Annotated in this window: 16 protein-coding genes; 5 read left to right on the forward strand and 11 right to left on the reverse strand. The window is 68.9% G+C overall.

The genetic code is table 11. The features are described 5' to 3' along the window. Nucleotide 1: 1 nt before the first annotated feature. The 8 genes from ACYVAG_RS03830 to ACYVAG_RS03865 form a co-directional block, all read right to left on the reverse strand. Nucleotides 2–3,853: a DNA-directed RNA polymerase subunit beta' gene (locus ACYVAG_RS03830; RefSeq protein WP_460766710.1), complete on the reverse strand. Its 3,852-nt coding sequence runs from the start codon at nucleotides 3,851–3,853 to the stop codon at nucleotides 2–4. Between the two features lie 105 nt (nucleotides 3,854–3,958). Continuing rightward, a complete protein-coding gene (gene rpoB / locus ACYVAG_RS03835; RefSeq protein WP_460766712.1) occupies nucleotides 3,959–7,447 on the reverse strand; it encodes a DNA-directed RNA polymerase subunit beta in 3,489 nt (1,162 codons plus the stop codon). 784 nt (nucleotides 7,448–8,231) lie between these two features. Continuing rightward, on the reverse strand, nucleotides 8,232–9,656 hold the full coding sequence (locus ACYVAG_RS03840) for an MFS transporter (RefSeq protein ID WP_460766714.1): 1,425 nt from the start codon (nucleotides 9,654–9,656) through the stop codon (nucleotides 8,232–8,234). Continuing rightward, a complete protein-coding gene (locus ACYVAG_RS03845; protein ID WP_460766718.1) occupies nucleotides 9,653–10,996 on the reverse strand; it encodes an MFS transporter in 1,344 nt (447 codons plus the stop codon). Before ACYVAG_RS03845 ends, ACYVAG_RS03840 begins: the two co-directional genes overlap by 4 nt. A gap of 60 nt (nucleotides 10,997–11,056) precedes the next feature. Next, nucleotides 11,057–11,935, reverse strand: coding sequence for a respiratory nitrate reductase subunit gamma (gene narI, locus ACYVAG_RS03850; RefSeq protein WP_460766720.1), 879 nt, complete (start codon nucleotides 11,933–11,935; stop codon nucleotides 11,057–11,059). A gap of 19 nt (nucleotides 11,936–11,954) precedes the next feature. Beyond that, on the reverse strand, nucleotides 11,955–12,581 hold the full coding sequence (gene narJ, locus ACYVAG_RS03855) for a nitrate reductase molybdenum cofactor assembly chaperone (RefSeq protein WP_460766723.1): 627 nt from the start codon (nucleotides 12,579–12,581) through the stop codon (nucleotides 11,955–11,957). Continuing rightward, nucleotides 12,574–14,298: a nitrate reductase subunit beta gene (gene narH / locus ACYVAG_RS03860; protein WP_460766726.1), complete on the reverse strand. Its 1,725-nt coding sequence runs from the start codon at nucleotides 14,296–14,298 to the stop codon at nucleotides 12,574–12,576. The genes narJ and narH overlap by 8 nt, the downstream gene beginning before the upstream one ends. Beyond that, entirely contained in the window at nucleotides 14,298–18,053 is a 3,756-nt protein-coding gene (locus tag ACYVAG_RS03865) for a nitrate reductase subunit alpha (RefSeq protein ID WP_460766728.1), read from the reverse strand. The genes narH and ACYVAG_RS03865 overlap by 1 nt, the downstream gene beginning before the upstream one ends. A gap of 64 nt (nucleotides 18,054–18,117) precedes the next feature. On the opposite strand from ACYVAG_RS03865, the gene mobA reads away from it, so the two are divergent. Genes mobA through ACYVAG_RS03880 form a run of 3 tightly spaced genes read left to right on the forward strand, consistent with a single transcriptional unit; the run spans nucleotide 18,118 to nucleotide 20,371 of the window. Then, nucleotides 18,118–18,714 (forward strand): molybdenum cofactor guanylyltransferase, encoded by a 597-nt coding sequence (mobA, locus tag ACYVAG_RS03870; RefSeq protein WP_460766731.1) that lies wholly within the window; start codon nucleotides 18,118–18,120, stop codon nucleotides 18,712–18,714. Further along, nucleotides 18,704–18,988, forward strand: a complete 285-nt coding sequence (locus ACYVAG_RS03875) for a DUF6457 domain-containing protein (protein ID WP_460766733.1) — start codon at nucleotides 18,704–18,706, stop codon at nucleotides 18,986–18,988. Before mobA ends, ACYVAG_RS03875 begins: the two co-directional genes overlap by 11 nt. 42 nt (nucleotides 18,989–19,030) lie before the next feature. Then, nucleotides 19,031–20,371 (forward strand): serine hydrolase domain-containing protein, encoded by a 1,341-nt coding sequence (locus ACYVAG_RS03880; protein ID WP_460766736.1) that lies wholly within the window; start codon nucleotides 19,031–19,033, stop codon nucleotides 20,369–20,371. On the opposite strand, the gene ACYVAG_RS03885 is transcribed toward ACYVAG_RS03880, so the two are convergent. After that, nucleotides 20,372–21,574 (reverse strand): MFS transporter, encoded by a 1,203-nt coding sequence (locus ACYVAG_RS03885; RefSeq protein ID WP_460766738.1) that lies wholly within the window; start codon nucleotides 21,572–21,574, stop codon nucleotides 20,372–20,374. Between the two features lie 68 nt (nucleotides 21,575–21,642). Between ACYVAG_RS03885 and ACYVAG_RS03890 the strand changes: the two genes are divergently transcribed. Beyond that, nucleotides 21,643–22,740, forward strand: a complete 1,098-nt coding sequence (locus ACYVAG_RS03890) for a LacI family DNA-binding transcriptional regulator (protein WP_460766741.1) — start codon at nucleotides 21,643–21,645, stop codon at nucleotides 22,738–22,740. 87 nt (nucleotides 22,741–22,827) lie between these two features. Here the strand turns inward: ACYVAG_RS03890 and rplL are convergent, their stop codons facing one another. Together rplL and rplJ are read right to left on the reverse strand one after the other, a co-directional pair. Then, nucleotides 22,828–23,223, reverse strand: coding sequence for a 50S ribosomal protein L7/L12 (gene rplL / locus ACYVAG_RS03895; RefSeq protein ID WP_460766744.1), 396 nt, complete (start codon nucleotides 23,221–23,223; stop codon nucleotides 22,828–22,830). A gap of 15 nt (nucleotides 23,224–23,238) precedes the next feature. Next, nucleotides 23,239–23,871 (reverse strand): 50S ribosomal protein L10, encoded by a 633-nt coding sequence (rplJ, locus tag ACYVAG_RS03900; RefSeq protein ID WP_460766747.1) that lies wholly within the window; start codon nucleotides 23,869–23,871, stop codon nucleotides 23,239–23,241. A gap of 412 nt (nucleotides 23,872–24,283) precedes the next feature. Between rplJ and ACYVAG_RS03905 the strand changes: the two genes are divergently transcribed. Next, on the forward strand, nucleotides 24,284–25,054 hold the full coding sequence (locus ACYVAG_RS03905) for a C40 family peptidase (protein ID WP_460766750.1): 771 nt from the start codon (nucleotides 24,284–24,286) through the stop codon (nucleotides 25,052–25,054). The last annotated feature ends 6 nt before the right edge of the window (nucleotides 25,055–25,060 follow it).

Raw genomic sequence — 25,060 nt, forward strand, 5'->3', positions numbered from 1 at the left:
CTTAGCGGAATTCTCCGAGGTCGAAGTCGTCCAGCGGCACTGCCGCACCCGAACCCTGACCGAAGTCGTAGTCGTACGGGTCGTACGTCATCGAGTACGCCGTGGCCTTGGCCTCGGCGGTGGGCTCGACGCGCACGTTGCGGTAGCGGTCCAGGCCGGTGCCGGCCGGGATCAGCTTGCCGAGGATGACGTTCTCCTTCAGGCCGCGCAGCGAGTCGGACTTGCCGTGGATCGCCGCGTCGGTGAGGACCTTCGTCGTCTCCTGGAAGGACGCCGCCGACAGCCACGACTCGGTGGCCAGCGATGCCTTGGTGATGCCCATCAGGACCGGGCGACCCGAGGCCGGCTGACCGCCCTCGGCGACGACCTTGCGGTTCTCGCCCTCATACGCCGTGCGGTCGGCCCAGTCACCCGGCAGCAGGGTGGTGTCGCCGGACTCGATGACCGTGATGCGTCGCAGCATCTGGCGGATGATGATCTCGATGTGCTTCTCGTGGATCGCGGCGCCCTGCGTGCGATACACCTTCTGGACCTCCTCCACGAGGTGCTCCTGCACCTTGCGGACGCCCAGGATGCGCAGCACGTCCTGCGGGTCCGGCGTACCGGCCGTGAGCTGCTGGCCCACGGTCACGGAGTCGCCGTCCTCGACCTCGAGGCGCGCACGGCGGCCGATGACGACCTCCATCTCCTCGGTGCCGTCGTCCGGGACGAGGTAGACCTTGCGCGAGCGCTCGCCCTCCTCGATGCGGATGCGTCCGGCGACCTCGGCGATCGGGGCCTTGCCCTTGGGCTGGCGGGCCTCGAAGAGCTCGACCACACGGGGCAGACCCTGCGTGATGTCGTCGCCGGCCACACCACCGGTGTGGAAGGTACGCATCGTCAGCTGGGTGCCGGGCTCGCCGATCGACTGGGCCGCGACGATGCCGACGGCCTCGCCGACGTCGACGAGCTTGCCGGTGGCCAGCGAGCGGCCGTAGCACATGGCGCACGTGCCGGTGACGGCCTCGCAGGTCAGGACCGAGCGGACCTTGACCTTCGTGACGCCCGAGTTGATGAGCATCGCGATGTTGACGTCACCGAGGTCGACGCCGGCCGGGACCAGCACGTCGCCCTTGTCGTCGGTGATGTCGACGGCGAGGGTACGCGCGTACACCGCGGTCTCGACGTTGTCGTCGATGAGCAGCTTGCCGTTCTCGTCGAGCGCGATCGCCTTGGTGAGGCCACGCTCGGTGCCGCAGTCCTCCTCGCGGATGATGACGTCCTGCGACACGTCGACGAGGCGACGGGTCAGGTAGCCGGAGTCGGCCGTACGCAGCGCCGTGTCGGCCTGGCCCTTTCGGCCACCGTGGGTGGAGATGAAGTATTCCAGGACGGTCAGGCCCTCGCGGAAGTTCGACTTGATCGGGCGCGGGATGATCTCGCCCTTCGGGTTGGCCACGAGGCCACGCATGGCGGCGATCTGACGCATCTGGGTCATGTTTCCTCGCGCGCCCGAGTTCACCATCATGGCGATGGGGTTCGTACGCGTGAAGTTCTTCTCCATGGCCGCGGTGAGCACCGCGGTCGCGTCGGTCCAGATCTCGATGAGCTCCTGACGGCGCTCCTCCTCGGTGATGAGGCCACGCTCGTACTGCTTGTCGATCTTGGTCGAGCGCTCCTCGTAGCCGGCGAGGATCTCCGGCTTGTCGGCCGGGGTGAGCACGTCGGAGATCGAGACCGTGACGCCCGAGCGGGTCGCCCAGCGGAAGCCGAGCTCCTTCAGGTTGTCGAGGGTCTGGGCGACCTCCACCTTCGGATAGCGCTCCGCGAGGTCGTTGATGATCACGCCCAGCTGCTTCTTGCCGACCTCGGCGTTCACGAAGGGGTAGTCGGCCGGCAGCGCCTCGTTGAACAGGGCGCGACCGAGCGTCGTCTCCATCATGATCGAACCGTCGGCGCGCAGCTCCTGGCCGGCCGGCGGGACGATGTCACGCAGGCGCAGCTTGATCGGGGCGCCCACGCCGAGCTCCTTGCGGTCGAAGGCCATGAGGCCCTCGGCCACCGAGCCGAACGCGCGGCCCGCACCGGGCAGGTCGTCGCGCTGCTGGGTCAGGAAGTAGTGGCCGATGATCATGTCCTGGGTCGGCATGGTGACGGGGCGACCGTCGGCCGGCTTCAGGATGTTGTTCGTCGACAACATGAGGATGCGGGCCTCGGCCTGGGCCTCGGCCGACAGCGGCAGGTGGACGGCCATCTGGTCACCGTCGAAGTCGGCGTTGAACGCCGTGCAGACGAGCGGGTGGATCTGGATGGCCTTGCCCTCGATCAGCTGGGGCTCGAAGGCCTGGATGCCGAGGCGGTGCAGCGTGGGCGCGCGGTTGAGCAGCACCGGGTGCTCCGAGATGACCTCTTCGAGGACGTCCCACACCACCGGGCGCTGGCGCTCGACCATGCGCTTGGCCGACTTGATGTTCTGGGCGTGGTTCAGGTCGTCCAGACGCTTCATCACGAACGGCTTGAACAGCTCGAGCGCCATGGCCTTCGGCAGGCCGCACTGGTGGAGCTTGAGCTGGGGGCCGACGACGATGACCGAACGGCCCGAATAGTCGACGCGCTTGCCGAGCAGGTTCTGGCGGAAGCGACCCTGCTTGCCCTTGAGCATGTCGGAGATCGACTTGAGCGGCCGGTTGCCGGGGCCCGTGACCGGGCGGCCGCGACGACCGTTGTCGAACAGGGAGTCGACGGCCTCCTGCAACATGCGCTTCTCGTTGTTCACGATGATCTCGGGCGCACCGAGGTCAAGGAGGCGCTTGAGGCGGTTGTTGCGGTTGATGACGCGGCGATACAGGTCGTTCAGGTCGGAGGTCGCGAAGCGGCCACCGTCGAGCTGCACCATCGGGCGCAGGTCCGGCGGGATGACCGGGACGCAGTCCAGCACCATGCCGGTCGGCGAGTTCTGGGTCGACAGGAACGCCGACACCACCTTGAGGCGCTTGAGGGCGCGAGTCTTGCGCTGGCCCTTGCCGTTGGTGATGGTGTCGCGCAGCGACTCGGCCTCGGCGGTCAGGTCGAAGGTCTCCAGGCGGCGCTGGATCGCGGCGGCACCCATCGAGCCCTCGAAGTATTTGCCGAAGCGCTCCTTCATCGCGCGGTAGAGGATCTCGTCGCCCTCGAGGTCCTGGACCTTGAGCGACTTGAACCGGCTCCACACGGCGTCCAGGCGGTCGAGCTCACGCTGCGCGCGGTCGCGCAGCTGCTTGACCTCCTTCTCGGCGCCGTCCTTGACCTTCTTCTTCTGGTCGGCCTTGGCGCCCTCGGCCTCGAGGGACGCCATGTCCTCCTCGAGCTTCTTCATGCGGTTCTCGACGTCGGAGTCGCGCTGCTTCTCGCGCTGCTTGCGCTCGTTCTCGACCTTGGCCTCGAGCGAGGCGAGGTCGCGGTGACGCGCCTCCTCGTCGACTCCGGTGATCATGTAGGCCGCGAAGTAGATGACCTTCTCGAGGTCCTTCGGGGCGATGTCGAGCAGGTAGCCCAGGCGCGACGGGACGCCCTTGAAATACCAGATGTGGGTCACGGGAGCCGCGAGCTCGATGTGGCCCATGCGCTCACGGCGTACGCCGGAACGGGTCACCTCGACGCCGCAGCGCTCGCAGATGATGCCCTTAAAGCGCACGCGCTTGTATTTGCCGCAGTAGCACTCCCAGTCGCGGGTCGGTCCGAAGATCTTCTCGCAGAAGAGGCCGTCGCGCTCGGGCTTGAGCGTGCGGTAGTTGATCGTCTCGGGCTTCTTGACCTCGCCGTGGGACCATTCACGGATCTCATCCGCGGTCGCGAGTCCGATGCGCAGTTCGTCGAAGAAGTTCACGTCGAGCACGTTGTTTTCTCTTTCCTTCAGGCGTCAGCCAGTGGGTTCAGGTGGTGGGGACCGAGCGGGAGCCGGCGTACGCGGGTTGGCGTGCGTACGCCGGGCTCACCGTGCTCAGACCTCTTCGACTCCGGCGAAGCCCTCGCCCGGACGGCGGGAGAGGTCGATGCCGAATTCCTCCGACGCGCGGAAGTTGTCCTCGTCGCTGTCGCGCAGCTCGACGACGGTGCCGTCGGACGACAGCACCTCGACGTTCAGGCACAGCGACTTCATTTCCTTCACGAGCACCTTGAAGGACTCGGGGATGCCGGGCTCGGGGATGTTCTCGCCCTTGACGATCGCCTCGTAGACCTTCACGCGGCCCTGCACGTCGTCCGACTTGATGGTCAGGAGCTCCTGCAGTGCCCAGGCGGCGCCGTACGCCTCCAGGGCCCAGACCTCCATCTCGCCGAACCGCTGGCCGCCGAACTGGGCCTTACCGCCCAGGGGCTGCTGCGTGATCATGGAGTAGGGGCCGGTCGAGCGCGCGTGGATCTTGTCGTCGACCAGGTGGTGGAGCTTCAGGACATACATGTAGCCGACGCCGATGGGCTCGGGGTAGGGCTCACCGGAACGGCCGTCGAACAGCGGGGCCTTGCCGGTGCCGTCCACGAGCTGCTTGCCGTCGCGCGTGGGCAGGCCGTGGGCGAGGAGACCGGAGATCTCCTCCTCCGTGGCGCCGTCGAACACCGGGGTCGCGAGGCGCTGGTCGCCCTGCATCATGCCGATGCCGTTCTCGACCAGGCGGTGTGCCCAGGGCTCGTCGACCTCGGTCACGTCCCAGCCGGTCTTGGCGATCCACCCGAGGTGAAGCTCCATGACCTGGCCCACGTTCATGCGGGAGGGCACGCCCAGCGGGTTGAGAACGACGTCGACCGGCGTGCCGTCCTCGAGGAACGGCATGTCCTCCACGGGCAGGATCTTCGAGATGACGCCCTTGTTGCCGTGGCGGCCGGCGAGCTTGTCGCCGTCGGAGATCTTGCGCTTCTGGGCGACATAGACGCGGACCAGCTGGTTCACGCCGGGAGCGAGCTCGTCGCCCTCCTCGCGGTCGAAGACGCGGACGCCGATGACGGTGCCGGACTCGCCGTGGGGCACCTTCATGGAGGTGTCGCGGACCTCGCGGGCCTTCTCACCGAAGATGGCGCGCAGCAGGCGCTCCTCGGGGGTGAGCTCGGTCTCGCCCTTGGGCGTGACCTTGCCGACCAGGATGTCGCCGGTGCCGACCTCGGCGCCGATGCGGATGATGCCGCGCTCGTCGAGGTTGGCCAGCATCTCCTCGGAGACGTTCGGGATGTCCCGCGTGATCTCCTCGGCGCCCAGCTTCGTGTCGCGGGCGTCGACCTCGTGCTCCTCGATGTGGATCGAGGTGAGGACGTCGTCCTGCACGAGGCGCTGCGACAGGATGATCGCGTCCTCGTAGTTGTGGCCCTCCCACGGCATGAACGCCACGAGCAGGTTGCGGCCCAGCGCCATCTCGGCGTTGTCGGTCGCCGGACCGTCGGCCAGCGGCGTACCGGGCTCGATGCGGTCACCGGCAGACACCAGCGGGCGCTGGTTGATGCAGGTGCCGGCGTTCGAGCGACGGAACTTCTGGAGGCGGTAGGTCTGGTAGGTGCCGTCGTCGCAGGTGATCTCGATCAGGTCGGCCGAGACCGACGAGACGACGCCGCCCTTGCCGGCGACCGTGACCTCGCCGCCGTCGACGGCGGCGCGGTATTCCATGCCGGTGCCGACGAACGGGCGGTCGCTCTGGATGAGCGGCACGGCCTGGCGCTGCATGTTGGCGCCCATGAGGGCGCGCGACGCGTCGTCGTGCTCGAGGAACGGGATCAGGGCCGTCGCGACCGACACCATCTGGCGCGGCGAGACGTCCATGTATTGCACCTCGGCGGCCGGGATCGTGTCGACGTCACCGTGGCGCTTGCGGACCAGGACGCGCTCCTCGGCGAACGAGCCGTCCTCGTTGAGGATGGCGTTCGCCTGGGCGACCACGAAGCGGTCCTCCTCGTCGGCGGTGAGGTAGTCGATGTCGTTGGTGACGACACCGTTCTCGACGCGACGGTAGGGCGTCTCGATGAAGCCGAACGCGTTGACGCGACCGAACGAGGCAAGCGAGCCGATCAGACCGATGTTCGGGCCTTCAGGGGTCTCGATCGGGCACATGCGGCCGTAGTGCGACGGGTGGACGTCACGGACCTCCATGCCGGCGCGGTCGCGCGACAGGCCGCCCGGGCCCAGCGCCGACAGGCGACGCTTGTGGGTCAGGCCCGCGAGCGGGTTGTTCTGGTCCATGAACTGCGACAGCTGCGACGTGCCGAAGAACTCCTTGAGCGCCGCCACCACGGGGCGGATGTTGATCAAGGTCTGAGGCGTGATGGCCTCGATGTCCTGGGTCGTCATGCGGTCGCGGACGACGCGCTCCATGCGGCCGAGGCCGGTGCGGAGCTGGTTCTGGATCAGCTCGCCGACCGTACGCAGGCGGCGGTTGCCGAAGTGGTCGATGTCGTCCTCTTCGACGATCAGGTCGACGGCGTCACCCTCGGTGGGCAGCGTCTCGCGACCCTCGTGGAGCGCGACGACATAGCGGATGGCCGCCACGATGTCGTCGACCGTCAGGACCTGCTGGTCGAAGGCCTCGGTCAGGCCGAGCTTCTTGTTGATCTTGTAACGGCCGACCTTCGCGAGGTCGTAGCGCTTCGGGTTGAAGTAGTAGTTCTCCAGCAGCGACTGGGCGGCCTCGCGGGTCGGCGGTTCGCCCGGGCGCAGCTTGCGGTAGATGTCGAGCAGCGCGTCGTCCTGGCCGGTCGTCGAGTCCTTCTCCAGCGTCAAACGCATCGACTCGTAGTCGCCGAACTCCTCGAGGATCTTCTCGTCGGTCCAGCCCAGCGCCTTCAGCAGCACGGTGACGTTCTGCTTGCGCTTGCGGTCGAGACGCACGCCGACGATGTCGCGCTTGTCGACCTCGAACTCGAGCCACGCGCCGCGCGACGGGATCACCTTGCAGGTGAAGATGTCCTTGTCGGACGTCTTGTCGGGGGTCTGCTCGAAATAGACGCCCGGCGAACGGACGAGCTGGGACACCACGACACGCTCGGTGCCGTTGATGACGAAGGTGCCCTTGTCGGTCATCAGGGGGAAGTCACCCATGAACACCGTCTGGGACTTGATCTCGCCGGTGTCGTTGTTCATGAACTCGGCCGTCACGAAGAGCGGGGCCGCGTACGTCACGTCGCGGTCCTTGCACTCGTCGACGGAGAACTTCGGGTCCTCGAAACGGTGGTCGCGGAACGACAGCGACATCGTCGAGGAGAAGTCCTCGATCGGGGAGATCTCTTCGAAGATCTCCTCGAGGCCGGACTTGGTGTTGACGTCGGTGCGGCCCTCCTCGAGCGCGGCATCGACCCGGTCACGCCAGACCTTGTTGCCGATCAGCCAGTCGAAGGAGTCGACCTGCAGGTCGAGGAGGTCGGGGACCTCCATGGGCTCGGCGATCTTCGCGAACGAGATTCGACCGGCGGGGGAGATGATGTTCGTGTTCGAGGCAGTGCGCGGGGCGGCCAACAGCTTGGTCCTTCCGAGAACTCGCTTGCGTTCTGTATGCATGCTGAACGACCCGTGTCAAGCACTGGCTGGACGAAGGGTCGACAATGAGCGTGGGCAAACACCCACTCTAGACCCGGATGAGCGCTTTGTAAAGTCGCCGAGCGCGCGGCGGAGCAGAACGGTCAAGTCAGCGGCTCGGAAACCCACGAGCCCTTGAACGCCTGCGAAAAGCATAGCGAGACGAGGCCCGTGCGCAAGCACTGCGGTGCGGCGGGGCGGGTGATGTCGGCCTCGTCGGGCCCCGTCGGCCGGTCAGGTGCACTGAAAGACCTCCGTGTCGGGTCCGATTCGACACGCCTGCAGTCGCGCCCCGGGAGCGGCACCCACGGGGGTGGGCCGTCGACGAGCATCGCCGCCCGCTTGTCGGGCGGGATTCTCCCTCAACGCCTGCGTGATCGACTGAAAGATGGCCTCGTCCTGGCAGACCGATCCGCTGGCCCGTGCGCGCAGCCATCGGCTCAGTGCGCCGGTAGTAGTACTCCCCCGGCCCCGGCTGAAGCGACTTCGTTCGCTCCGCGCGCTCGGCCAGCGGCGCGTATGCACCACTGATCGAGCCAAGGTGTTTGTGAGCGAGCCCCATGGGGCTCGCGGGGAAGCAGTTGGGCTCGACGAGTGCTCCTCGTCTCGCTGCGCTAGCTCGGAGAACGTACGGGAGGTGCTCCTCGACTCGCTGCGCTAGCTCAACCAGCGCTCGGGAACGCCAAAGGCCCGCTCGGATCGACCGAGCGGGCCCCTGCGTACCTCAGCTCTTCTTCGGGGCCCCCGGGCGGGCGTACCGCATCCAGGTGATGGCGATGCAGAGCAGCGCGTACACCGCGCCGATCAGATAGAACGTCCAGGCCGACATCAGGGTCAGGCCGATGCCGAACAGGAACGGGCCGAAGGCGGCGATCGCGGCCGTCCAGCCGATGACACCGCCGGCCTGGCGCCGCTCGAAGATCATCGGCATCTGCTTGAACGTCGAGGCGTTGCCGATGCCGGTGAACAGGAAGATCGCGAGCATGCCCCACAGGAACTTCGAGAAGTCAGCCTGCAGCGCGGCCGCGCCGGCGGCCGGGTTCGGCGTGAGCGCGGTCATCGTGAACACGATCGAGGCGAACAGGCCGATGCCGGAGACCAGCGTCCAGATCGCGCCGCCCATGCGGTCGGTGAGGGGCGAGAAGATGATGCGGGCCCCGGCGCCGACGAGCGCACCGAGGAAGACGTATGCGACGGGGTCAGGCACCGCATAGCCCGGCACGAGGAGCTTCGCCGTGGCGCCCACGCCCTGCACGATCTGCGGGTTGCCGGCGCCGTAGAGGTTCTTCATCAGCAGGCCGAACTGGGCGGACAGACCCGAGAAGGTGCCGAAGGTCATGATGTAGATGATGGTCATGTACCAGGTGTCGGCGTTGTTGAAGATGTCGAACTGCTGCTTGATGTTGGCCTTGATCGGCACCGACTTCAGCATCAGCCAGGCCACGATGGCGCCGATGACGATGAAGGGGATGTAGAACAGGGCGGCGTTCTGATACCAGACGTCGGTCGGGGGCTTGCCGGGCAGGCCGATCATCTTCTGGGAGCTGCCCATGAAGCCGAGCATGCCGAAGCCGATCAGCCACGGGGTCATGAGCTGGACCAGCGAGACGCCGAAGTTGCCGATGCCTGCCTGGAGACCGAGCGCGGTCCCCTGCTTCGACTTCGGGAAGAAATAGGACGTCGACGGCATGAAGCCCGAGAACGCGCCGCCGCCGATGCCGGACAGGAACGACAGGATCATCAGCTCCCAGAACGGCGTCGTCGGGTCCTGCACGCGGACGCCCCAGCCGAGCACCGGGAAGATGAGCAGCGCCGTGGTCAGCGCGACCATCTTGCGGGTGCCGATCATGGGCGGCAGCACCATCCAGACGATGCGCATCAGGCCGCCGGCGAGGCCCGGCATCGACGTCAGCCAGTAGAGCTGGTTGTTGGTCAGCTTGAAGCCGAGGTTCGTGAGCTTCGGCGCGATCGCCGAGGGAAGGAACCACGCGACGAAGCACAGGGTGAGGGTGAAGGTCGTGATCCACAGGGTCCGCCAGGCGAGGCCCTTGTCCCAGTTCGCCTCGTCCTCGGGGTTCCAGTTCTGGAGCCACTCGCCGCCGGTGCGGCCCTTCTGCGGCGACGCGGCCGCGCTCGTGTTGGTGCTCATGATCGTGCCTCCGCGGTGGGCGTGGTGGTGGGAATCTCGAAGTGGTCCGCGAGCTCGGGTGAGTTGCGGTGGAGCATGCGTACGACCGTGAGGTGCATCCACAGGGTGCACAGCGCGGTCAGGCAGAACAGGACGAAGAACGTGCTGGTCGGGAAGCCCGACCACTGCTTGGTGTAGGCGAACAGCGGCGGCAGGAAGAAGCCGCCCAGGCCCCCGAGCATGCCGACCAGGCCGCCGACGGAGCCGACGTTGTCGGGGAAGTACTCGGGGATGTGCTTGTAGACCGCGGCCTTGCCGACGCCCATCGCGCAGCCCAGCAGGAAGACCAGAATCACGAACGGCACGAGCCCCATCGCGTACGCGAGGTGCTGCGTCTGGCGCCCGTCGGCGTGCGAGATGACGAGGTGGCCGTTGGGCATCATGAGGATGCCGGTCGTGGCGAGCATGACGGCGAACGTGCCGTACATGGCCTTGCGGGCGCCCCACTTGTCGGCGAACCAGCCACCCACGGGCCGCAGCAGCGAGGCCGGGAAGATGAAGGTGGCCGTGAGCAGGCCCGCTGTGGTCAGCGAGACGTCGAAGTTGTCCATGTAGTACTTCGGCAACCACGAGCTCAGCGCGACGTACGCGCCGAACACCGCGACGTAGTAGAGGCTGAAGCGCCACACGCGCACTTCGCGCAGCGGCGCGAGCATCTCGCGGATCGGCCGCCCGGCGCCCGGCATGCGGTCGGCCGACGGGGTCATCACCCAGGTGAGGACCGCGAGCACCAACAACAGCACGGTGTAGATGACCGGCACGAGACGCCAGCCGCCGGGGACGAACCCGAGATAGAGCGCTCCGGCGGTGCCGGCGATCAGCGGCGGGCCGATGAACTTGGTCACCGACGCGCCGACGTTGCCGGCGCCGAACACGCCGAGCGCGAGCCCCTGACGGTTCTTGGTCGACCAGGCGGAGTTCCATGCGGTGCCGACGGTGAACGAGTTGCCGGCGAAGCCGACGAGGAACGCCAGCAGCAGGAGCATCGGATAGTTCTGGGCGAACGACACCGCGAACGAGGCGGCGGCCGACAGCAGCAGGATGACGGTCATGACCTTGCGGCCGCCGATCCGGTCGGTGATCATGCCGGCCGGCAGGCGCCACATCGACCCGTTGAGGATCGCGACGGCGCTGATCCAGCTGAGCTGGACGTCGGTGAGGTGGAATTCCTTCTGGATGGGCTTGCCGAGGATGCCGAACATCATCCACACCGCGAACATCACGGTGAAGCCGACGGTCGACAGCGTCAGCACTCGCCCCGCCCCGGGCTGTGCGGCCTCGGGGCGCGGTTGCGTACTCATGTCAGGGGTTCTTCTTCTGTCAGGGGGACGTGTTCAATCAGGGATCCGGGGGCCGAGGCCTCAGGGCTTCTCGACCGAGGTGGGCTTCTTCTTCACCTGGGTGGCGCCGCGGCTCTGTCGCGTGCGGGTGAGGCTGTTGTTGTCCTGCGTGCCGATCGGGTCCCAGCCGCGCCGGCGTACGGGCGAGGTGTTGGCGGGGCGACCACCGCGCGAGCGATAGACGATGTAGGGGCGGAACGGGTATTGCACCGGCGCCGAGAACGCGTGGATCAGGCGGGTGAACGGCCACAGCGCGAACAGGGCCATCGCCACGAGCACGTGGACGTGGAACCACAGCGGCGCGGCGGCCATGTGTTCGACGTTGGGCTGGAAATACCAGAGCGAGCGCCACCAGATGGAGACGGTCTCGCGATAGTTGTGCTCGGCCCCGTCGCGGCCCGTCGTGCCGAGGAACGTCGCCAGCAGGCCGAGGACGATGGCGCCGACGAGGAAGACGTACATGATCTTGTCGTTGACCGTCGTGGCCATGAAGACCGGGCCGGTGGTGCGCCGGCGGTAGATCAGCAGCGCGATGCCGACCAGGGTGCAGAAGCCGGCGACGCCGCCGACGACCAGCGCCATCAGGTGGTACGCGTGCTGCGACAGCCCCACGAAGTCGGTCCAGGTCTTCGGGATCACCAGGCCCATGACGTGGCCCATCAGGACGGCCAGGATGCCGAAGTGGAACAGCGGCGACGCGATGCGCAGCAGGCCACCCTCATAGAGCTGCGACGAGCGGGTCGTCCAGCCGAACTGGTCGTACTTCCAGCGCCAGATCGTGCCGCCGACGAGCAGCGCGAACGACACGTAGGGCAGCACGCCCCACAGCAGGATGTCGAGCGCGGTCGTGGCGGGCGGCGACAACTCGAGCGGGATCAGGGCGAGGGGAATCAGTGACATGGCGTGCTCCTGGGTCCGGTCAGTCGAGAAGCGGGAGGCGGGTGGCGAACGGGGCGAGGCCGACGGACTCGGTGGGCGGCTCGTAGCCGTTCATCCGAGACACCGCCAGCCGGTCGGCCGGGGACTCCCCCGGCAGCGTGGCGCAGACGGCCTCGACGACGCAGCGCTGGGGCAGGTCGTCGTCGCGCAGCGCCAGGCGCAGCAGCTCGATGCTGGGGCGGTTCTTGATCAACAGCGCGCGGCCGGCGGCCGGCTCGGCCACCGCGAACTCCAGCACCATCGGCAGGAAGTCGGGCAGCTCGCCGTCGAGGTCCACCAGCAGGCCCGAGTCGCGATAGACCTGCTTGAACTCCAACAGCGCCTCGCCGCGACGGCGCGTGTCGCCGTCGGTCCAGTAGGTCAGGTGCAGCGCATGGCGCCGCGAGATGTCGAACTCCTGGGTGTGGGAGGCCTGCAACGCGTACAGGTCGGTCGACCGCAGGTGGTCCAGCATCGGCGACACGAGGTCGCGTACGCCCTCCTCCGCGAGCGCGGACTCGATCAGGTCGAGGCGCTCGAGGAGCTGCTCGTCGGGGTAGGACAGCAGCCAGGCGGCTGCCTGCCAGAGGACGCGCTGCGTACGCTCGGGGAGCTGGACGTCACGCATCGTTCCTCGACTCGCTTCGCTCGCTCGGAAGTCGGTCCTTCGGGAACATGCCGTCCGGGGTGCCGTTGCCGTCCCAGTTCAGCAGGTTGACGCGGCCCTGCAGGTGTTCGCGCCCGGTCGGGACGTCGGTGGTCTGGCGCTGCTTGAGCGCCTGGAAGGTCTCCATGGCCACCGGCATCGCAGGGCCGGAGCCCTCGCCGAACGCGCCGCTGTCGTACATGCCGGCGCCGCCGTCGAGGTCGAGCGAGCAGCCCATCTCCTCGAGGTTGTGGGCGTCCTCGACGTGGGCCGTCGGGATCACGTAGCGCTCGTTGTATTTGGCGATGGCGAGCAGGCGATACATGGCCTGCATCTCGTCGCCCGACAGTCCGACCGCGTTGGCGATCGACTCGTCGGCCGCCTCGGTGCCGCCCGACGCGTTGGGTCCGGCTCCGCGGGCCAGCGTGATGTCACGCATGTACGCCCGCATGGCCGCGAGGGTCTTGAGCACACGGTCGACCTCGGAGACGTCGCCGGCCGTGAACAGCTCGGCGAGGTATTCCACCGGGATGCGCAGCTCGTCGATCGCGCCGAACAGCGTGCCGGCCGCCTCGGAGTCGTGGCCCTGCTCGCGCAGCAACTCGACGACGGGGCTCAGCGGCGGGATGTACCAGACCATCGGCATGGTGCGGTATTCCGGGTGGAGCGGCAGCGCGACCTTGTATTTCTTGGCCAGCGCGTACACCGGCGACTTCTTCGCCGCGTCGAGCCAGTCCTCCGGGATGCCCTGCTGGCGGGCCAGGTTCTGGACCTGCGGGTCGTTCGGGTCGAGCATGAGGTCGAGCTGGGCCTGGTAGAGGTCCTGCTCGTCAGGCACGCTCGCCGCTGCGGTCACCGCGTCGGCGTCGTAGAGGAACACGCCGATGTAGCGCAGGCGACCCACGCACGTCTCGGCGCACACGGTGGGCAGGCCGACCTCGAGGCGCGGGTAGCACATCGTGCACTTCTCGGCCTTGCCGGTGCGGTGGTTGAAGTAGATCTTCTTGTAGGGGCAGCCCGTGATGCACTGGCGCCAGCCGCGGCACTGGTCCTGGTCGACCAGCACGATGCCGTCCTCCTCGCGCTTGTAGATCGCGCCCGAGGGGCACGACGCCATGCACGAGGGGTTCAGGCAGTGCTCGCAGATGCGGGGCAGGTAGAACATGAAGGTCTGCTCGAAGCTGAACTTGATCTTGTCGTTGGCCTCCTTGCGGAGCTTCGCGACGATCGGGTCGAGCTCGCCCTTCTCATGAACGCCGCCGAGGTCGTCGTCCCAGTTCGAGGACCATTCGATCTTCATGTCCTTGCCGGTGATCAAGGACTTGGGGCGCGCGACCGGGAAGTCGTCGCCCAGCGGCGCCTCGACCAGCGTCTGGTAGTCGTACGTCCACGGCTCGTAGTAGTCGTTCAGCTCCGGCTGGACCGGGGAGGCGAAGATGCCGAACAGCTTCTGGAGCCGATTGCCGGACTTCAGCTCGAGGCGGCCGCGGCGGTTGAGCTTCCAGCCGCCCTTCCACTTCTCCTGGTCCTCGTAGCGCCGCGGATAGCCCTGACCGGGCCGGGTCTCGACGTTGTTGAACCAGACGTACTCGGTTCCGGCGCGGTTGGTCCACGCCTGCTTGCAGGTCACCGAGCAGGTGTGGCACCCGATGCACTTGTCGAGGTTCATGACCATGCCGACCTGACACATGATGCGCATCAGTACTGCACCTCCTGGTTGCGCTTGCGGATCACCGAGACGATGTCGCGCTGGACACCCGTCGGTCCGATGTAGTTGAACGCGTACGCCTGGTGGGCGTACCCGCCGATGAGGTGGGTGGGCTTCAGCAGGATGCGGGTGACCGAGTTGTGGATGCCGCCGCGGCGACCCGTGGCCTCGGACTTGGGGACGTCGACCGTACGCTCCTGCGCGTGCGGCACGTAGACGATGCCGGCCGGCATGCGGTGGGACACGATCGCGCGCGCCACGAACACGCCGTTGGCGTTGACGAGCTCGACCCAGTCGTTGTCCTTGACCTGGATCGCCTCGGCGTCCTCGACGCTCAGCCAGCAGGCGGGGCCGCCGCGGCTCAGCGAGAGCATGAACAGGTTGTCCTGGTATTCCGAGTGGATCGCCCACTTGTTGTGTGGCGTGAGGTAGCGCACCGCGATCTCGCGCTCGCGGCCGTTGGCGCCGCTGGGGCCGGCCTGGCCGGTGAGCTCGGGCTCGCCGTACATGCGGGTCATGTTGAGCGGCGGGCGATAGATCGGGAGCTGCTCGCCCGCGTCGATCATCCAGTCGTGGTCGAGGAAGAAGTGCATGCGTCCCGACAGCGTGTGCCACGGCTTGAGGCGCTCGGTGTTGATCGTGAACGCCGTGTAGCGGCGGCCGCCGGTCTCCGAGCCCGACCACTCCGGTGACGTGATCACCGGCTGGGGCGCCTGCTGGGTCTCGGCGAAGGTGATGCGGCGCTCCTCGGAGCCCTCCGACAGGTCGGCCAGCTTGCGGCCCGTCATCTTCTCCAGCGTGCGGAAGCCCTGGGTGGCGAGCTCGCCGTTGGTGGTGCCGGAGAAGATCAGGATCGCCTCGGCCATGCGCTCGTCGGTGTTGATCGCGGGGCGGCCGGCGGCCGGCCCGCGGTCGTAGACACCGTGCAGGCGGCCGAGGTGGTCGACCTGGTGCTTCACGTCGTAGGTGATGTTCTTGATCGTGAAGCCGAGCCTGTCGGCCAGTGGACCGACGGTCATGAGCTTGTCGGCGATCGCGGTGTAGTCGCGCTCGACGACCATCAGGTTCGGCATGTTCTTGCCGGGCCTGGCCGGGAGGTTGGTGTTCTTCCAGTCGTAGACCTTGCCGCCGGGCTGGGCGATCTGGCCGGGGGTGTCGTGCTGGAGCGGGACGGCGACGATGTCGGACCGCGTGCCGAGGTGCTTGCCGGCGTACAGCGAGATTCGCTCCGACAGCAGGCGGAACAGCTCGAAGTCGGACTTGCACTCCCACGGCGCCGAGATGGCCGGCGTGAACGCGTGGACGAACGGGTGCATGTCGGTGGAGCTGAGGTCGTACTTCTCGTACCAGGTCGCCGCCGGGAAGACGATGTCGGACAGCAGCGTCGTCGACGTCATGCGGAAGTCGGCGGAGACCAGCAGGTCGAGCTTCCCCTCGGGCGCCTCGTCGTGCCACGCGATCTCGGTCGGCCGCAGGTCGGAGCCGTGGCCGTTCTCCATCACGTTGTTGTGGGTGCCGAGGAGGTGCTTGAGGAAATATTCGTTGCCCTTGGCCGAGCTGCCGAACAGGTTCGAGCGCCACAGGATCAGGTTGCGCGGCCAGTTCTGGGGGGCGTCGATGTCCTCGATCGCGCTCTTGAGGCGTCCCTCCTTGAGCTCGTTCGCGATCCACTCCCCCGGCGTCTCGGCCTCGCCGGCCTCGACGGCGGCCTTGGCCTCGTCGGCCAGGTCGAGCGGGTTGCGGTCGAACTGGGGATAGAACGGCATCCAACCCAGGCGGTTGGCCTTCACCAGCGCGTCGGCGGTGTGCAGGCCGTCCAGCTCGCCGGTCGACAGCGGGCTCTTGATCGCGTCGGCCGAATAGCCGTCGGTGCGCCACTGGTCGGTGTGCATGTACCAGTAGCCGGTTCCGATCATGGTCCGCGGCGGGCGCGACCAGTCGAGCGCGTTGGCGATGTTGAACCAACCGATCATGGGACGGCACTTCTCCTGGCCCACGTAGTGGGCCCAGCCGCCGCCGTTGCGCCCGATGCACCCGGTCAGCATCAGCAGCGCCATGATCGAGCGGTAGGCGACGTCGGCGTGGAACCAGTGGCAGACGCCGGCGCCCATGATGATCATGGAACGGCCCCTCGACTGCTCGGAGTTGCGGCCGAACTCGCGGGCGATGCGCAGGCACTGCTGGGCGGGGACCGAGGTGATCTCCTCCTGCCAGGCCGGCGTGTAGGGCGTGGTCGCGTCGTCATAGCCGCTCGGCCAGACGCCCGGCAGCCCGTCACGGGGTACGCCGTACTGCGCCAGCATCAGGTCGAAGACCGTGGTCACGAGGTGGTCGCCGACCCGGCGTACGGGAACGCCGCGGCGGATGATCGAGCCCTCGCCGCGCGGATCCTCGAAGCACGGCAGCGCGACCTCGACGGTCTCGAAGCCCTCGGTGTCCATGATCGACAGCGCCGGGTCGACCTCGCCGAGGTCGAGGTTCCACTTGCCCTGGCCGTCCTCGTGATAGCGGAAGCCCATCGAGCCGTTCGGGATCGCGACGTCGCCCTGCTTCAGGTCGAACACGACCGTCTTGAACGCCGGGTCCTCGTTGGTGTCGCCGAGGTCGGCGCCGGTGAGGAACTTGCCGGCCGTCAGGCCATGGCCGTCGGGGTGCTCGGCCAGGCGTACGAGGTGGGGCAGGTCGGTGTAGGTGCGGACGTAGTCGTGGAAATAGGGGGTCTGCTTCTTGACGAAGAACTCGTTGAGCACGACGTGGCCCATGGCCATCGCCAGCGCGGCGTCGGTGCCGGCCTGGGCCGGCATCCACTCGTCGGCGAACTTGGTGTTGTCGGCGTAGTCGGGCGACACCGTGACGACCTTGGTGCCGCGGTAGCGGACCTCGGTCATCCAGTGGGCGTCCGGCGTACGCGTCAGCGGGACGTTGGAGCCCCACATCATGAGGTAGGTCGAGTCCCACCAGTCGCCCGACTCCGGCACGTCGGTCTGGTCGCCGAAGACCTGGGGGCTGGCGACGGGGAGGTCGGCGTACCAGTCGTAGAACGAGGTCATCGCGCCGCCCAGCAGGTGGGTGAAGCGCGTGCCGATGGCGTGGGAGACCTGCGACATCGCCGGGATCGGCGAGAACGAGACCACGCGGTCCGGGCCCCAGGTCTTGATGGTGTGGACGTAGGAGGCGGCGGTGAGCTCGAGCGCCTCGTCCCAGCTCATGCGGACCAGGCCGCCCTTGCCGCGGGCCTGCTGCCAACGGCGGCGCTTCTCGGGATCGGAGACGATCGAGGTCCAGGCCTCCACGGGGTCGCCGTGGGTCTTCTTGGCCTCGCGGAACATCTCGAGCAGGACGCCGCGGCCGTAGGGGTATTTCACCCGGGTCGGCGAGTAGGTGTACCAGGAGAAGGCCGCGCCGCGGGGGCAGCCGCGGGGCTCGTATTCGGGGCGGTCGGGGCCGGCCGTCGGATAGTCGGTCTGCTGAGCCTCCCACGTGATGATGCCGTCGCGGACGTAGACCTTCCACGAGCAGGAGCCGGTGCAGTTCACGCCATGGGTGGACCGCACGACCTTGTCGTGGCTCCAGCGGTCGCGATAGAAGACGTCGCCCTCGCGACCGCCCTTCTTGAAGATCACGCGGCCGTCCGGCGTCCCGTCGTAGCGGGTGAAGAACTTGCCGAGGCCGAGCATCGCATCGGCCAACGGCCCGTCCGGGCGAGCGCCCGTCACACCGGTGGGGCGGGGTTCCAACGTCGTCATAGTTTGATCCTAGAGTTCCAGACTTATTAGCGCAATTGGCCGGTGCGACGTTAAGGTGCGTGTCGTGCCCATCCCGCTCTTCGACGCCCTCATCCTCGGGGGCGGCCGCTCCTCCCGCATGGGAGGCGTCGACAAGGCCACACTGTCATACAGGTCACACTCCCTGCTGGAGCGGGCGCTGGACGCGTGTTCCGGAGCCGCCGCCACCGTCGTGGTCGCCCCCGACTCCCCCGCCGTAGGCACCGCGCGGCGCGTGCTGGAGGACCCCCCGTTCGGGGGTCCCGTCGCCGGGATCGCCGCCGGCATGACCGACCTGGCGTACGCCGGTCCGGCGCCGTGGGTCCTGGTACTGGCGGTCGACTATCCGGAGTCGCCGGCCGCGGTCGCCCGCCTGCTCGACGCGGCCGAGGACGTGCCCGGCGTGGACGCGTACGCCGCCGTCGACGGGGCAGGATTCCGCCAGAACCTGCTCGCGCTCTATCGGCGCCCGGCGCTCGACGGCGCGCTGGCCGCGCTCGGGGGCGTACGCGACCGGTCGGTGCGCAGCCTCGTGGCCCCCCTGAACGTGGTCGAGGTCCCCCTCGACGACGCGCTGGTCGGCGACGTCGACGACCCCGAGTCCGCCCACCGCTATGGCATCGAGGTGCCCCATGCCCCATGACACCAACCAGGACCTGTCGCGACTCGACGCCTATCTGGAGGCGGTGGGTCCCCCGCTGGGGATCGACCCCGGCGCCGTGCCGATCCCCGAGATCCTCGGCCTCTCCACCGACGTCGCCCGCGCGGTCATGAGGCCCGGCGTACCGGTGTCGGCGTTTGTGCTGGGGCTGGCCGTGGGCCGCGGGATGGACCCGGCCGAGGCCCTGCGTACGCTCCGGGACGGCGCGGCCGCGTTCGAGGCCGAGCACGGGCCGGACCCGTCGCGGCGCCATTGAACACCGCCGCACCCATCGGCTGCCGTCGCTAGGGTGGCGCGGGTGATCGCACCCCATACCCGCACCCTGCTCGACCATCGACTCGCCCGCGCCCAGGCCGAGGTACGCGTCCCTTCGCTCGCCGCCGGCCTCGTCCGCGGGGGTGAACTCGTCTGGGAGGGCGCCGTCGGGACCCTCGACGGCCGCGCGGACGGCACGCCCGCCGCCCCCGGCGTGCAGTATCGGATCGGCTCGCTCACCAAGACCTTCGTCGGCGTCCTGGTGCTGCGCCTGCGCGACGAGGGCCTGCTGGACCTCGACGACCGCTTCGGCGAGCACGTCCCCGGCTCGCCGATCGACCGCGTCACGATCGCCCAGCTGCTCAGCCACACCGCGGGCGTCCGCGCCGAGACCGACGGCCCATGGTGGGAGCGTACGCCGGGCGGCGACTGGGACGCCCTGGCGCCGACGGTGACGCAGCGCTTCGGCGCGGGCGTGCGGCACCACTATTCCAACGTGGGGTACGCGGCCCTCGGCCGCCTCGTCGAGGTGCACCGCGGCGCGGCGTGGCACGAGGTCCTCGCCGGCGAGCTGCTCCAGCCCCTCGGCATGGCCGACACCACCACCCGTCCCCGGCCGGGCGCGGCCCCCGGGCTCGCCGTCCACCCCTTCGCCGACGTCCTGCTGGCCGAGCCCGAACACGACGCCGGCGCCATGGCGCCGGCGGGCCAACTGTGGTCGACGGTCGCCGACATCGGCCGCTGGGCGGCGTTCCTGGCCGGCGACACGGCGGGACTGCTGTCGCCCGAGACCCTCGCCGAGATGCTGCACCCCCGCGTGGTCGTCGACTCCCCCGGCCAGCCCTGGGCCTCGGGCCACGGGCTCGGCTGGCAGATCTGGAACGAGGACGGGCGTCGGATCGCCGGCCACGGCGGGTCGATGCCCGGCTTCCTCGCGGGACTGCAGGTCGACCTCGCCACCGGAGACGGCGTGGTCATCTTCACGAACTCGACCACCGGGAAGATCGGCCCGGTCGCCACGGAACTGCTCGACCTGCTGTCCGCCCACGAACCCCACCCGGTCGCGCCGTGGTCGGCGTCCGGCTCGGTCGACGACCTCGAGCTCGTCGGCACGTGGCACTGGGGGCCGTCGGTCACCACCGGAACGCTGCGCGGCGAGCACTTCGTGCTCGGCGACCCCGGCACCGGGCGCGGGGCCCGGTTCCGGCGTACGGGTCCGGACGCCTGGGAGGGCCTCGACGGCTACTACTGCGGCGAGCCGCTGCAGGTCGTACGCCGGCCCGACGACACCGTCAGCCACCTCGACGTGGCGAGCTTCCGGTTCACGCGTACGCCCTATGACCCGGCTGCGGACGTGCCGGGCGGGGTGATGGACTGGGAGTGATCACCGATCCTGCTGCGGCCGCGTGACCGGCACCAGGAGGAGTGCGACCACCGCGAGCCCACCGACGAGCAGCAGCGACTGCAGCACGCCCACATGGGCACCGAGGAAGCCCAGCAGCGGCGGGCCGCCGAGGAACGCCGTGTAGCCGATCGTCGAGACCACGCTGACGCGGGCGGCGGCGCGACGCGGGTCGTCGGACGCCGCCGACATGCCGACCGGGAAGCCGAGGCTCGCACCGACGCCCCAGATGGCCGCGCCGACGAACGCGCCGACCGTGCCGCCGAAGACCACCAGGGCGGCGCCGATCGCGGCCAGCACGAACAGCACCCGCAGCACCGGCACGCGGCCGAAGCGATCCAGCGCCGAGGTGCCGATGAGGCGGCCGACGGTCATGGCGCCGAGGAAGGTGGCGAACCCGAGGATGCCGGCCCACTGCGGCAGGTGGTGTCCCTCGACGAGCGCGACGGACATCCAGTCGTTGGCGGTGCCCTCGGTCATGGCGGCGATCATCACCACGACGCCGATCAGGAGCGTCCGCGGCTCGAGCCATGCCGACGCGGCCGTGGTCTTCGGCGCGTCGTCGGACTCGTCCTCGGTGACATCGCCGGGCAGGAACCCGCGTACGGACAGCCACCCGAGGAGCGGCCAGATCGCGGCGACCGCGATGAGGTGGGCCCAGACCGGCACGCCGAGGAAGGCGAGGCCGGCGGCGGCGAGGGCCATCAGCACCGTGCCGCCGCTGAACGCCGCGTGGAACCACGGCATGATCGCGCGCCCGCGCACCTGCTCGACCAGCGCGCCCTCGAGGTTCATCGCGACGTCCCACGTGCCGTTGCCGAGGCCGATCAGGAAGAGGCCCGCGGCCGCCAGCGGGATGGAGTGGGCCAGGTCGGTGCCGAGCCCGAGTCCGACGAGGCCGAGGCAATAGACGACGACCGAGGCGATGACCGTACGCCGGGCCCCGATGCGCGCGGTGACGTGGCCCGCGGTCGGGAGGCCGATCAGCGAGCCGGCGGAGACGCACATGAGCAACAGGCCCAGCTGGGCGGGGTCGAGCGCGAGGGTCGACTTGATGGCCGGGATGCGCGACGACCACGTCGCATAGCCCAGGCCGTTGATGGCGAAGACGGCCAGCACCGACCAGACGGCGCCGCGTACGCGCTCGGGCGCGAGTCCGGTGGGGGCCGCGGACGAGGTGGTCATGGGAACTCCTGCGGGAAAGACGTGGGATCGAATCGATTCGATCGAAACGATTCGATAGTATGACGGCCATGAGTGACCGTCAACCCGCGCAGCGTCGCGCGACCCTCAAGGACGTGGCCGCCCGGGCGGGCGTCTCGATCTCGACGGCCTCGCTGGTCTACAGCCGCAAGCACGGAGTCGCACCGGCCACGGCCGAGCGCGTCCTGGCGGCCGCCGCCGACCTCGGGTACGCCGGCCCCGACCCCCTCGCCTCGTCACTGCGGCAGGGCCGCGCCGGCGTGGTCGGCGTCCACGTCGACGGCACCCTGGGGTACGCCTTCCAGGACCCGTACGCGGTCTCCGTCCTCGACGGGCTCGGGCAGGCGTTCGAGGACATGGGGGTCGGCATGCTGCTCATCTCCGAGCCGCCGGGTGGCAGCGAGCGCGCCCAGCGGCTCGCCGCGACGCAGGCGATGGACGCCGTCGTGTTCGCCCTGTGCGGCGCCACGTCGAACCCCATGGTCGACCAGCTCGCCGCCCGCGGCATCGGCATGATCGGCACGGGCGCCCCCTGCGACGACCGGGTCGCCCAGTTGCGCGTCGACGAGCGCGGAGCCTCGACGGCCCTGGTGGACCACCTGCTCGGCCTGGGCCACACGCGCCTCGCCCTGCTCGCCATGCCGCTCGATTCAAGGGCGAAGACCGGCCCCATCACCGTGGCCGACATCGCTGCCGCCACCTACCCCGACGCCCGCGACCGCTGCCTGGCGTTCGTCGAGCGCGTGGGCCCCCGGGCACCCATGGTCCAGTCGGAGTCGATCTCCATCGACGGGGCCGCGGAGGCGGCCGCCCTGCTGCTGGACCTGCCGCAACGGCCGACGGCGATCGTCGCCCAGTCCGACCTGCTGGCCTGCGGGGTGATCCGCGCGGCCGAGGACCGGGGCCTCCGCGTCCCCGACGACCTCAGCGTGGTCGGCTTCGACGGCATCGAGACCCCGTGGCTGCCCGGCCGCCTCACCACCGCCGAGCAGGACGGGCAGGCCAAGGGCCGCCACTTGGGCGCGATGGTCGCGCGACTCCTCGACGGCGAGCGCGTCACCGACGAGGACCACCCCGTGACGATCCGCATCGGCACCACCACGGCGCCGGCGCCCACCACCAGAACCGGCGTACGGGCCCGGCGCTGAATGCCACGAGGCGGGCCCCCATTGGGGACCCGCCTCGCGCGGTGCACGCGGTGAACGCGTGTCAGGCTGCGGCCGGAGCCGCGGTGATCACTTGACCGTGACGGTGGCGCCAGCGGCCTCGAGGGCCTCCTTGGCCTTCGCCGCGTCGTCCTTCTTGACCTTCTCGAGGATGGCCTTGGGGGCCGACTCCACGAGGTCCTTGGCCTCCTTGAGGCCGAGCGACGTGAGGCCGCGCACCTCCTTGATGACCTGGATCTTCTTGTCACCGGCCGACTCGAGGATCACGTCGACCTCGTCCGAGGCCTCCTCCTCGGCAGCGCCGGCGTCGCCGCCCGCAGCCGGGGCGCCGGCGGCCGCGACGGCGACCGGAGCGGCCGCGGTCACGTCAAAGGTCTCCTCGAACAGCTTCACGAACTCGGAGAGCTCGATGAGGGTCATCTCCTTGAAAGCATCAAGGAGCTCGTCGTTGCTGAGCTTCGCCATGGTGGGCGTCCTTTCTTACTTCTCGTCAGCCGCGTCGGCTGCGGATTCGGTGTTGTCCTCCGCAGCGGGCGCTGCCTCGGTGGTCTCGTCCTGCTTCTGGGCGGCGGCGCCTGCGCCACCGATCTTCGAGGGGTCCTGCTGCGCGGCCGTCTCGAGCGCGCCGAGGGCGCGAGCGAGCTTGGAGGCCGGTGCGGCGAAGACGTAGGCGGCCTTGTTCAGGTTCGCCTTCATGCCGCCGGCCAGCTTGGCCAGCAGCACCTCACGGGACTCGAGGTCGGCCAGAGCCTTGACCCCGTTGGCGTCGAGGATCTTGCCCTCCATGACGCCGCCCTTGATCACCAGAAGCGGGTTGTCCTTGCTGAAGTTCCTCAGACCCTTGGCGACGGTTGCGACGTCGCCGTTGATGAACGCGATGGCGGTCGGTCCGGTGAGCTGGTCGTCCAGCCCCTCGATACCGGCCTCCTTGGCCGCGATCTGGGTCAGAGTGTTCTTCGTCACGGCGTACGTGGCGTCCTCGCCGAGGCTGCGGCGCAATTCCTTGAGCGCAGCGACGGTGAGACCGCGGTACTCGGTCAGAACGGCGGCCTGCGAGCTGGAGAACAGTTCCTTCAGCTCACCGACCGCGGCGGTCTTGTCCGGCCTCGCCATGCGGGTCTCCTTCCCAACTTCTCCTGGTACGCCACCCTGGATGGGCGGCTCACCGCAGACCTGTGGGGCCGGGAAACAAAAAAGCCCCGGTGCGGTCTTGCGTGACAATCCACGCAGGAGGCACGGGGCGAGCGGATGCACATCCGGCTTGCTTCGCAACACCTGCGCGGGCTCTCACACGAGATTTCGGATCGGTCTCCCGATCACCTGCGGTCTTCGGCTCTGAGAACTGTACGCGAGGTCCCGTCCCTCGCAAAATCGACGCCGGGGCCACTCCCTCCCTCAACTGAGATGATCCTGAGAGTTGACTTAAGAATCTTGGCGACGTACGTTCTCCTCGCCGGACGCGTCAACCGGCGCTACGAGACCCCCAGTCCGGGGGGTCCACGAGTCACAAGGGGAATCCCAGGAAATGCGCAACATCTACAAGTCTTCTGCAGCACTGGTCGCCACCGCGGCCCTGGGTGCGTCCTTCGCCGTTGCCACCGCTGGCACCGCTCAGGCCGCGCCGAGCTGCAACACCGTCGCCCAGTGCGCCGCCGGGTCGCAGCCGACCCTGAAGATCGGCAAGCGCAACGGTGACGTCAAGCGCCTCCAGCGCTCGCTCACCAAGGCCGGCTTCAAGGTCCCCGCCACCGGCTACTTCGGCACCATGACGCGCTCGGCGCTGATCCGCTACCAGCGCGCCAACGGCGTCCCCGCCACCGGCACCGCCGCGACGCTGACGTGGACCGCCCTCCAGGGCGGCAAGGCCGCCGCGCCGCGCGCCGCCGCCGCTGTCGCCCCTCGTGCGGCCGCTGCCCCGGCTCCCGCTCCCGCCGCCGCCCCGGCATCGGGCCGCGCGGGTGCTGCCGTCAGCTTCGCGCTGGCCCAGCAGGGCAAGCCGTACGGCTACGGCGCCACCGGCCCCGGCGCGTACGACTGCTCCGGCCTGACCATGGCCGCCATGCGCTCCGCCGGCATCTCGGTGCCGCGCACCTCGCAGGCCCAGGCCGCCGGTGGCCGCACCGTGTCGCTGTCGCAGGCCCAGCCGGGTGACCTCGTCATCTACTACGGCGGCGCCTCGCACGTCGGCATGTACATCGGCAACGGCAAGATCGTGCACAGCTCGCGTCCCGGCAAGCCGGTCTCGGTCGTGTCGGTGACCTCGATGCCCGTCAACAAGGTCGTCCGCTACGCCTGATCGACC

It is taken from the genome of Mariniluteicoccus flavus (genome assembly GCF_054776655.1).